The sequence below is a fragment of the Halanaerobiales bacterium genome (assembly GCA_035270125.1).
Classification (GTDB): Bacteria; Bacillota; Halanaerobiia; order Halanaerobiales; family DATFIM01; genus DATFIM01.
This window is the reverse complement of the sequence record DATFIM010000089.1, coordinates 1-8,436: the sequence shown is the minus strand read 5'-3', so window position 1 is coordinate 8,436 and position 8,436 is coordinate 1. Positions and strand designations below refer to the sequence as shown.

The following is an 8,436-nucleotide window of genomic DNA, read 5'->3' as shown; positions in this document are numbered from 1 at the left end:
GCTCATTTAACAATAATCTAGTTAAACCAATACCATTTTCAATTTGAGGAAAACCATTATATTTATCATATTCTGGTATTTTTTCTCCAGCAAGTAAATAAAATTCATCAGAAGCATATAAGAAATTTTCATTATATTTATTATTAAATTTTTTCTGGTAATTATTTATTATCTTTATAACATTTAAAGCTTTTTTTTGATTATATGAGTTCAAATCTTCTAGATTTTCTCTATATTTAGTTAATCCTACTGGAACAACTCCTAAAGATAATAAATTAGGAAAAAATTTTTCAAGATCATTTAAAGTATTTTTAAGCTCATCACCATCATTTAAATCAGGACATAAAACTAATTGGGCATGAAAATTTATATTGTTATTCTTTAATCTCTGTAAATTTTCTAAAATATTAGCTGCTTCAGGATTTTTCATCATCTTTTTTCTTAAATGGGAATTTGTTGTGTGTACTGATATATATAAAGGACTTAATCTTTTATTAATTATTTTTTGCCAATCTTTTTCATTTAAATTAGTTAAAGTTATAAAACTCCCTTTTAAAAAAGAGAAACGATAATCATCATCTTTTAATAGGAGACTATTTCTTAAATTAGATGGTTGTTGTTTAACAAAACAAAAAATACAATCATTATTACATTTTTTTAAACCATCAAAAATTATTCCATCTAAAGTAATACCTAATATTTCATTATACTCTCGTTCTACTTCATATTCTTTTATTTCACCACTGTTTTTTTTAATTTTTAAAGTGAAAAAAGGTTCAGAAGTTTCGAATTGATAATCTATATAATCATTTATTTTTTTTTCATTTATTGAAAGAATCTCATCTCCAGCTTCAAGACCAATTCTAGAGGAAATGGAATTCTCTTTAATACTTTTTATTTTAGCCATAAAATTTAAAATGCCTCCTGTATGCTGATGATATCATATTTCATTAAACTAGGCAAATAACTAATAAAACATAAAAAACCCCCACCTCTATTGCAGAAATGGGGGTGATAATTACTATGTTAATTAATTACTCTTCATCATCAAAAATATCTCCAACTAATTCACCAATTGTTGCTCCAGATGGAGTATCTACATTTTCTTTTTTATCTTTAGATTTATTGTTCTTATTTTTACTTTTGCTACTCTTAGATTTTGAAGATTTCGATTTAGATTTCTTTTCATCTTTTTCTGGTTTTTCTTCTAATTCTTTAAGACTTAATCCAACTCTTTTTTGTTCTGGATCAATATTAATTATTTTAGCTTCTCTTTCTTCACCTACACTAACTACTTCATCAGCAGTTTTTACGTGTTTGTGTGATAATTGAGAAATATGAATTAAACCTTCAATACCTTCTTCTACTTCCATGAAAGCTCCAAAATCAACGATTTTAGTTATTTCACCATCAATTATTTCACCTTCATAGTGTTTTTCTGCGAATTCTTCCCAGGGATCAGGTAATAATTGTTTTAATCCTAATGAAATTCTTTCATTATCTTTATCAACATCAAGAACTTTTACCTCAACTTCCTGACCTTCTTCAAGAACATCTGATGGATGTCCAATACGACCCCAGGACATTTCAGAAATATGAAGTAAACCTTCAATTCCACCTAAATCTATAAAAGCACCAAAGTCAACTAATTTAGTGACTTTTCCTTCTACAGTTTGATCTTTTTCAAGATCTTCTAGAGTTTCTTCTTTTTTAGCTTCCATTTCTTTTTCAAGTACTTTTCTGGCTGATAAAACAACATTATTATTTTCTCTTTCAACTTCAATAACCTTTAATTTAAGTGTTTCACCAACATAATCTTCTAGATCTTCAACATAACCAATTGCAACATGAGAAGCAGGAATAAATCCACGTACTCCAACATCTACAACAAGTCCGCCTTTAACTCTTTTTGTAACTTCAGCTTCAATAATTTCATCATTTTCATAAGCTTCCATAATATCTTCCCAGGCTTTTTCATAATCTGCCCTTTTCTTAGAAAGAATCATTTCACCTTCATCATTTTCAATTGTTAATACAACAACTTCTATTTCGTCATCTACTTCAACAAATTCTGAAGCATCTTCAACTTTTTCATGAGCTAATTCTCTTAAAGGAACAAAACCTTCAGTCTTATAGCCAACATCAACATAAATACCTTCATCATTAACTTCAACAACAGTGCCTTTTACTGTCTGACCTTTTTTGAGATCAGCAATATCATTATCACTGTATTTAATCTCATCTTGAGTTAATTCTTCATCTTCAGTAGAAGTTTCTTCTTCAGATTCTTCTACTTCCTCTTCTTCTGTTTCTTTTGTTTCTTTTGCTTCTTCGGTCTCTTCAACCTCAGCAGTCTCTGCAACTTCTTCAGTTTCTTCAACTTCAGAAGTTTCATTTTCTTCTTCTAACACCTCGTCATTTTTCTCTTCCATCTCAACATCTTTTTCTTCTTCTTTCATAAATTCAATGACCTCCTTTATTAGCCAATCCGGAGTAGAAGCCCCGGCTGTTATACCAATTTTTTCTTTTTCTGCGATCCAATTTGGATCAATTTCTTCAGAAGTTTCTATATGATAAGTAGGGGTTTTTGTTTTTCTACAAATTTCGGCTAATCGATTAGTATTAGCACTGTTATGTCCCCCTATTACAAACATTACATCCACTTTTTTTGCTAAATTTAAAGCAGAATTCTGTCTTATCTCAGTGGTGTTACAAATTGTATTAAAAACTTTTAATTCATTTGTTTTAATAATAACTTCAGATATCAATTCTTTATAAGAAACAGGTGATTTTGTAGTTTGAGCAACAAAACCAATTTTATCATTAATTTTTTTATTTAATAATTCATCTTTTGAATTAATAATAGTAGCTTTTTTATTGGTTGCCCCATAAATTCCTTTAACTTCTGGATGATCTTTATCACCATATATAAAGGTTTGATAACCTTCTTCAACTAATTTAGCAGCATATTTCTGAGCATTTTTTACATAAGGACAGGTTGCATCTATTATATGTAAGCCTTTTTCTTTAGCTTTATCTAATATTTTAGGTTCAACACCATGTGACCTTATAATTATTACTCCCTGTTCAATTTCATCAATTGAATCAATTGATTTAACTCCTAAATTCTCAAGTTTTTCTACTACCTGCGGATTATGAATAATTGGTCCAAGGGTATATACATCATTATTCTCATGATTCTTAACAGCTTCTATTGCTATATCCACAGCTCTTTGAACTCCAAAGCAAAATCCAGCTTCTTCCGCAGTTATTGTTTCCAGCACTGTCACCTCCTTCCAACTCAACAAGTCAATTCCAACAAAACAGTTAAATAAACCTACACTATATAATTTTTCTTCATTTATCAGCAAAATCCTTCTTATTAATCAAAAAAATATAGCTATAGGTCAAAACTACACATTACTAAGTATATTATAATACAGAAAGAAGCACCTATCAAGGTACTTCTCCTTAAAAATAATATTCTTAATTTTTTATCAAATTTTTTCTATTTCTTTTTCAATCTTTTTCATGATTTTTTCTCCTACAATTTTTCTTTCATCTCGAGATAATTTTTCACCGTAAAATTCGTCAAGTGTAAATGCCTCTCCTATTGAAATTTTAAATTGACGGCCATCTTTTTTAATGCCTACTGGTAATATAGGTGCTTCACTTCTTAAAGCAATCATTATCGAACCTGCTTTTGCATTTCCTAATTCTCCATTTTTAGATCTAGTACCTTCAGGAAAAATACAAATAACTTTATTATTATTTAAAAGTCTAAATGACTCTCTAAATGCACTTCTATCTGGCCTACCTCTTTTCACAGGAAAAGTACCTATTGCTCGTAATATTTTATCTAGAAATGGATTTTCAAATAATTCTTTTTTAGCCATAAAATAAACTTTTCTATTCATAATACTACCAACAATTGGTGGATCATGAGCAGTAATATGATTGGCCATTATAATTAAAGGGCCATCATCAGGTCTGTTTTCTTTTCCTTTTATTTTCCAATTATGTACTATTGTAAAGTATAACCAGGCAGAACCATACATAAATCCATAAATAATATTTCCTAAGATATTCATTATGCCCACATTACTCACCTTCTTTTATTAAACTACTTATCTTATCTAAAACTTCTTCAATTGACATATTAGTAGAATCAATTAAGATTGCATCATCTGTTTTGGTAAGTGGAGAATTTTCTCTATTTTTATCAATATAATCTCTTTTTTTTATTTCTTTTTTTACTTTTTCAAAATCACTGTCATTTCCTTTATCTATTAATTCATTATATCTTCTGCTGGCTCTTTCTTCTACTGAAGCAGTTAAATATATTTTTAAGTCCGCGTCTGGCAATACTCTTGAACCTATATCTCTACCATCAACAACTATTTCCCCTTTTTTTGCTATATTTTTTTGGATTTTTACCATTTCATTTCTTACTTGCGAAATTTTAGCGACATCAGATACATTTTTATCAATAATATTTTTTCTAATTTCATTAGTAATATTTTTTTCATTAACATAAATCGAAGTATTTCCATTATTATCTGTAGTAAATGATATTTTTATATTTTTAATAACTTCACTTATTTTTTGTTTATTAGAAATTTCAATGCCATTATTAATTACATACCAGGTTACAGCTCTATACATAGCTCCAGTATCTAAATATCTATAATTTAATCTTTGTGCTAATTTTTTTGCAATAGTACTTTTACCAGCCCCAGCAGGACCATCAATAGCTATAACAGATTTCATAAAATCACCTATCTTTACTTATTTAGTTAAATCTTTTCTTAGTTTACTGGCTTTTTTCAAATAAATATGTGCTACTTTCTCTAATTTGATTTCTTTATTTGTATAGAGCATTACTCTTATACATTTAGAAATAGAATCCTTAACTTTCATTTCCTGACAGCACATCAAAGGAGTATATTTAAAACCAATTTCTCTAATTGCTTCAGCTGGATATAGTTTATCAAGATCATCTGTAGCTGTAAAAGTAATACTTATTATATCTTTTTCATTAAGTTTATTTTCATTAATTATTTTTTTTATTAACTCTTTGCTTGCTTTTTTTATATTATTTTTAGTATTTTCTTCTACAGTAATTGCACCTCTAATTGCACGCAAATTATCACCTACTAATTTTTAACTCCCCGGAAAATTATAATCCGGGGAAGTTAGTTTAGATTTCTTCTAAATTTTCAAGAGCAACCTTCGCTGCTTTTTGTTCCGCATCTTTTTTACTCGTACCCTTACCAAATCCTAAAATCCTATCTTTAAATTCAACTCTTACAATAAATGTCTTATTATGATCAGGTCCTTTTTCATCTTCTACAAAATATTCAGGACGTTTATTACTATTTTTTTGAATAGTTTCCTGTAAAAGAGTTTTATAGTCTCTTATATGATTACCGGATTTAACAATATCAATATCGTCTTTAAAATTTTCGACAATAAATTTATCAGCAGCTTCTAATCCCTGATCAAGATAAATTGCTCCTATAATTCCCTCAAGAGAATCTGCTAAAATTGAATCTCTTTCTCTACCACCTGTCATTTCTTCGCCTTTTCCAAGGAGTAAAAATTTATTGATATTAATTTTTTTAGCTATTTCAGATAAAATAGGAGCACTAACTAATATAGCTTTCATTTTAGCTAATTTGCCTTCTGGATAATCAGGAAATTTTTCAAAAAGGTATGAACTCATACTTAAGTCAAGAACAGCATCTCCAAGAAATTCCATTCGTTCATTGTTTTTAATATCGAGTTTTGGATTCTCGTTTGGAAAAGATTTATGAGTTACCGCTCTTCTAAGTAAACTTTTATCTTTAAATATTATACCCAAAATTTCTTCAAGTTCATCCATGTTTTTTTCTTCGTAAAAATTTTGCATTATTTATTCACCCTTTTATTTTTCAAACTTTTCCAAAACAAGACAGGCATTTTGACCACCAAAGCCAAATGAATTAGTCATAGCAGCTTTTAAATTATCTACTTCTCTTGCCTGATTTGGAACATAATCAAGATCACATTCCGGATCAACTTCTTCATAATTAATTGTTGGTGGTATAATACCATTTTTTAGAGTTAAAGCTGTAATAACTGTTTCAATTCCACCTGCTGCTCCTAATAAATGACCTGTCATTGATTTAGTAGAACTAACCATTAAATCATCTGTATATTTACCAAAAAGATCTTTAATTGCTTTTGTTTCATATTTATCATTTAATGGAGTAGATGTACCATGAGCATTAATATATTTCAAATCTTTTAAATCAATACCTGATTTTTCAATAGCCATTTTCATAGCTCTTTTAGCTCCTTCTCCATCAGGTGCAGGCTGAGTCATATGATAGGCATCAGCAGACATTCCGTATCCTTTTACTTCAGCAATAATTTCTGCTCCTCTTTTTCTTGCACTTTCAAGACTTTCCATGACTACCATTCCACAGCCTTCTCCAATTACAAAACCATCTCTATTTTTATCAAATGGTCTACTGGCTTTTTTAGGTTCATCATTACGAGTAGATAGAGCTTTCATTGAACTAAAACCAGCTACAGCAGAAGGAGCAACAGCACCTTCAGTTCCACCAGCAACCATTACTTCGGCATCTCCTCTTTTTACTATTTCAAATGCCTCTCCAATAGCAGTTGTTCCTGAGGCACAGGCAGTTACTGCATTACTGTTAGGACCTTTAGCATTAATATGTATGGCAACCTGACCTGCAGCCATATTTGATATCATCATTGGTATAAAAAATGGACTGACTCTCCTTGGACCTCTTTTGACAAGCCTTTCAATTTGTTCTTCCATTACTTCAATACCACCAATTCCTGAACCAACAATAACTCCACTAAGTTCAGATAACTCTTCTGTTATATCAAGTTTGGCATCATTTAAAGCTTTTTTTGCAGAAACGACTGCAAATTCTGTAAATCTTCCCATTCTTTTAGCATCTTTTTTATTAATATAATCGCTTGAATCAAATTCTTTCACTTCTGAAGCTATTTTACTTGCAAAATCCGTGGGGTCAAAATTTGTTATTTTAGATACTCCAGAATTTCCTTCAGTTATATTCTTCCAAAATTCATCAATATCATCACCTAATGAAGTTACCTGACCTACACCTGTAATTACGACTCTTTTATTCACATGCCCACCTCCAATTAATATTTAATAATTCATTTCACTATAAACAAATTTATATAAAGTTAATTATTCAGTAATAAAACAGAAAAATCTTATGAAATATTATTTAATATTATATTATTTCAGATTAATCATATGGATAGGCCCCGCCAATTTATACGGGGCTATCCTTGATATTTACTATTATTATAAATTCTCTTTAATGTAATCAACTGCATCCTGTACAGTTGCAATATTTTCAGCATCTTCATCAGGAATTTCGAGATCAAATTCCTCCTCAAAAGCCATTATAAGTTCAACTACATCAAGAGAATCAGCTCCAAGATCATCAATAAAAGAAGCTTCAGCTGTTACCTCTTCCTCATCAACAGCAAGCTCTTCTACAACAATACTTTTTACACGATCTAAAGTATCTGCCATTTCGCTCACCTCCTTTCAATAAATCTTCATCTAACTAAACGCATGGTCGATTTATTATGATGGGTATCGAACCCACCTCAATAAGTCGTCATCTGACTAAACGCATGGTTGACTTATTATGACGGATATCGAATCCGCCTCAATTTCGTCGTCATCTAACTAAACGCATGGTCTACATTGCCATACCGCCATCTACGTTTATAACCTGGCCGGTTATATAATCAGCTCTATCTGAAGCTAAAAATGAGACTAATTCAGCAACATCTTCACCTTTTCCCAAACGGGAGAGTGGGATTTCATTAATTAAATCTTCTTTTGCATCTTCTGGAATCTCATCTGTCATATCTGTAGTAATAAATCCAGGGGCGACGGCATTTGCAGTAATATTTCTTCCAGCCAGTTCTCTAGCTACTGATTTCGTAAAGCCAATTACTCCGGCTTTAGATGCTGAATAATTTGCCTGACCGGCATTACCTTTAATTCCTACTACTGAAGTAAGATTAATAATTTTACCCTGTCTTTTTTTCATCATACTCTTAATGACAGCTTTTGTACAATTAAAAACACCTTTTAAATTAACATCCATTACCTTATCCCAGTCATTTTCACTCATTCTTAACAATAAATTATCACTATTTATACCAGCATTATTAACTAAAACATCAATTTTAGAAAATTTATTCAATGATTCACTGATTAGCTTTTTTGCTTCATCCATTTTGGAAACATCTGCTTGCACAGCAATTACTTCTCTATTATAAGCTTTTATTTTTTCAATTAATTCATCTATATATTTTTTGCTACTATCAGAATGATAATTTAGAACAATATTAGCTCCATCCCGGGCC

At 30.0% G+C, this 8,436-nt stretch carries 9 protein-coding genes; all 9 read right to left on the bottom strand.

All coding sequences use genetic code 11. From position 1 onward, the window contains the following. Window positions 1–907 (bottom strand): DUF512 domain-containing protein (locus tag VJ881_04860; protein ID HKL75379.1); only part of this gene is annotated, 907 nt, incomplete at its 3' end. 127 nt (window positions 908–1,034) lie between these two features. After that, window positions 1,035–3,371, bottom strand: coding sequence for a bifunctional 4-hydroxy-3-methylbut-2-enyl diphosphate reductase/30S ribosomal protein S1 (locus tag VJ881_04855; protein ID HKL75378.1), 2,337 nt, complete (start codon window positions 3,369–3,371; stop codon window positions 1,035–1,037). A 126-nt stretch (window positions 3,372–3,497) separates the two neighbouring features. Continuing rightward, window positions 3,498–4,091 (bottom strand): lysophospholipid acyltransferase family protein, encoded by a 594-nt coding sequence (locus VJ881_04850; GenBank protein ID HKL75377.1) that lies wholly within the window; start codon window positions 4,089–4,091, stop codon window positions 3,498–3,500. A gap of 10 nt (window positions 4,092–4,101) precedes the next feature. Beyond that, window positions 4,102–4,770: a (d)CMP kinase gene (gene cmk, locus VJ881_04845; GenBank protein HKL75376.1), complete on the bottom strand. Its 669-nt coding sequence runs from the start codon at window positions 4,768–4,770 to the stop codon at window positions 4,102–4,104. An 18-nt stretch (window positions 4,771–4,788) separates the two neighbouring features. Continuing rightward, on the bottom strand, window positions 4,789–5,145 hold the full coding sequence (gene aroH / locus VJ881_04840; GenBank protein HKL75375.1) for a chorismate mutase: 357 nt from the start codon (window positions 5,143–5,145) through the stop codon (window positions 4,789–4,791). Between the two features lie 55 nt (window positions 5,146–5,200). Further along, window positions 5,201–5,911, bottom strand: coding sequence for a ribonuclease III (gene rnc, locus VJ881_04835; GenBank protein ID HKL75374.1), 711 nt, complete (start codon window positions 5,909–5,911; stop codon window positions 5,201–5,203). A 15-nt stretch (window positions 5,912–5,926) separates the two neighbouring features. Further along, window positions 5,927–7,171 carry a beta-ketoacyl-ACP synthase II gene (gene fabF, locus VJ881_04830; protein HKL75373.1) on the bottom strand — a complete coding sequence of 415 codons (1,245 nt, stop codon included), beginning with the start codon at window positions 7,169–7,171 and terminating at the stop codon, window positions 5,927–5,929. Window positions 7,172–7,354: 183 nt separating this feature from the next. After that, window positions 7,355–7,588, bottom strand: coding sequence for an acyl carrier protein (locus VJ881_04825; protein ID HKL75372.1), 234 nt, complete (start codon window positions 7,586–7,588; stop codon window positions 7,355–7,357). Between the two features lie 172 nt (window positions 7,589–7,760). Then, a partial coding sequence (fabG, locus tag VJ881_04820) for a 3-oxoacyl-[acyl-carrier-protein] reductase (protein ID HKL75371.1) occupies window positions 7,761–8,436 on the bottom strand: 676 nt, incomplete at its 5' end.

What these genes read in the sequence shown, in the direction of transcription:
- VJ881_04850 (HKL75377.1), bottom strand. Translation starts at nt 4,091, where the DNA reads ATGAATATCTTAGGAAATATTATTTATGGATTTATGTATGGTTCTGCC.
- cmk (HKL75376.1), bottom strand. Translation starts at nt 4,770, where the DNA reads ATGAAATCTGTTATAGCTATTGATGGTCCTGCTGGGGCTGGTAAAAGT.
- rnc (HKL75374.1), bottom strand. Translation starts at nt 5,911, where the DNA reads ATGCAAAATTTTTACGAAGAAAAAAACATGGATGAACTTGAAGAAATT.
- VJ881_04825 (HKL75372.1), bottom strand. Translation starts at nt 7,588, where the DNA reads ATGGCAGATACTTTAGATCGTGTAAAAAGTATTGTTGTAGAAGAGCTT.